1 protein-coding gene and 1 pseudogene are annotated in these 973 nt (G+C 49.5%); both read left to right on the top strand.

Annotated elements, in window-relative coordinates; genetic code table 11:
• Nucleotides 1-719 (top strand): OprD family outer membrane porin (locus HT737_RS29500; RefSeq protein ID WP_182404587.1); only part of this gene is annotated, 719 nt, incomplete at its 5' end.
• Between the two features lie 128 nt (nt 720-847).
• Nucleotides 848-973: pseudogene (locus HT737_RS32190) on the top strand (oxaloacetate decarboxylase); the annotation flags it as partial.

The raw sequence follows: 973 nt of genomic DNA, 5'->3' as shown, positions 1-973 counted from the left end.
CGAAGGACCTGATGCTTCAGTATTACTATGCGCAACTGGAAGACTACTACGGCCAGTCCTTTCTAGGATTGACCCATGATTTTCAGATATCACCTGAACAGTCCTTCAAAACTGATCTGCGATACTTCAACAGTCATTCTGATGGGGAAAACGGTAGTAATACCAATTACCAGTACAAAAATGGTTATAACGCTGGTGGACTTGGGGAAGTAAATAACAATACATGGTCTGCTGCTTTTACATATTCGCTTGGCGGCAACTCACTGACCCTCGGTCATCAGCGCGTCAGTGATAGCGGCGGTATGCCCTATGTTACTAACGGCAATCTGGTTGACGGTCGCGGTCGCCCGGAGGGCGAGGGAGGCGCTAGCGTCTACCTTTACACCGATATCATGATTAACAATTTTACCCGCGCGGGTGAAAACTCCAGTTTCGGTATCTATCGGTATGACTTTGCTGGCCTTGGTCTTCCAGGGCTTAAAGCTCAATGGACCTACGTCAAAGGTCACGATATCCGAGGAGTTGGCAATGGAACGACTGGACGATATAGCGAATGGGAGAGTGACTATCGGTTGGACTACACCCTCCAAAGCGGTTCACTAAAAGGACTAGGTTTTTCTCTACGTCGCGCAAACTATCGTACCGAACTCCCAACAACTACAGCGCAGGATCAGGACCAAACCCGTTTTTACATAAACTACACCTATGCGCTTTGGTGACATTTAGCTCAAAGCACTTTGCCCCTTGTACCAGCTTGGCGGGACTGAATGTTCTGGCCAAAGCTGGGCGGGGATCTGCAGCTTTTTTCATGACAGTCACCCAGACGACGTCAAGGACACGGTCGATCATGCCCAGAGTTTCCCACCAAGCATTACGCCGTTCGTTTCGCGAACTGCTGGCATCCAGTAACTGTTTCCAGACCGCTTCAGTCTTTGATCCGATGTCTGCACGCATTGCCGCCGATCTCGGATTT

The sequence above is a fragment of the Pseudomonas sp. MD195_PC81_125 genome, from assembly GCF_014060985.1.
In the GTDB taxonomy this organism is placed as follows: domain Bacteria; phylum Pseudomonadota; class Gammaproteobacteria; order Pseudomonadales; family Pseudomonadaceae; genus Aquipseudomonas; species Aquipseudomonas parakoreensis.
The sequence above is the reverse complement of the archived record's forward strand: the minus strand, read 5'-3'. Positions and strand labels throughout refer to the sequence as shown.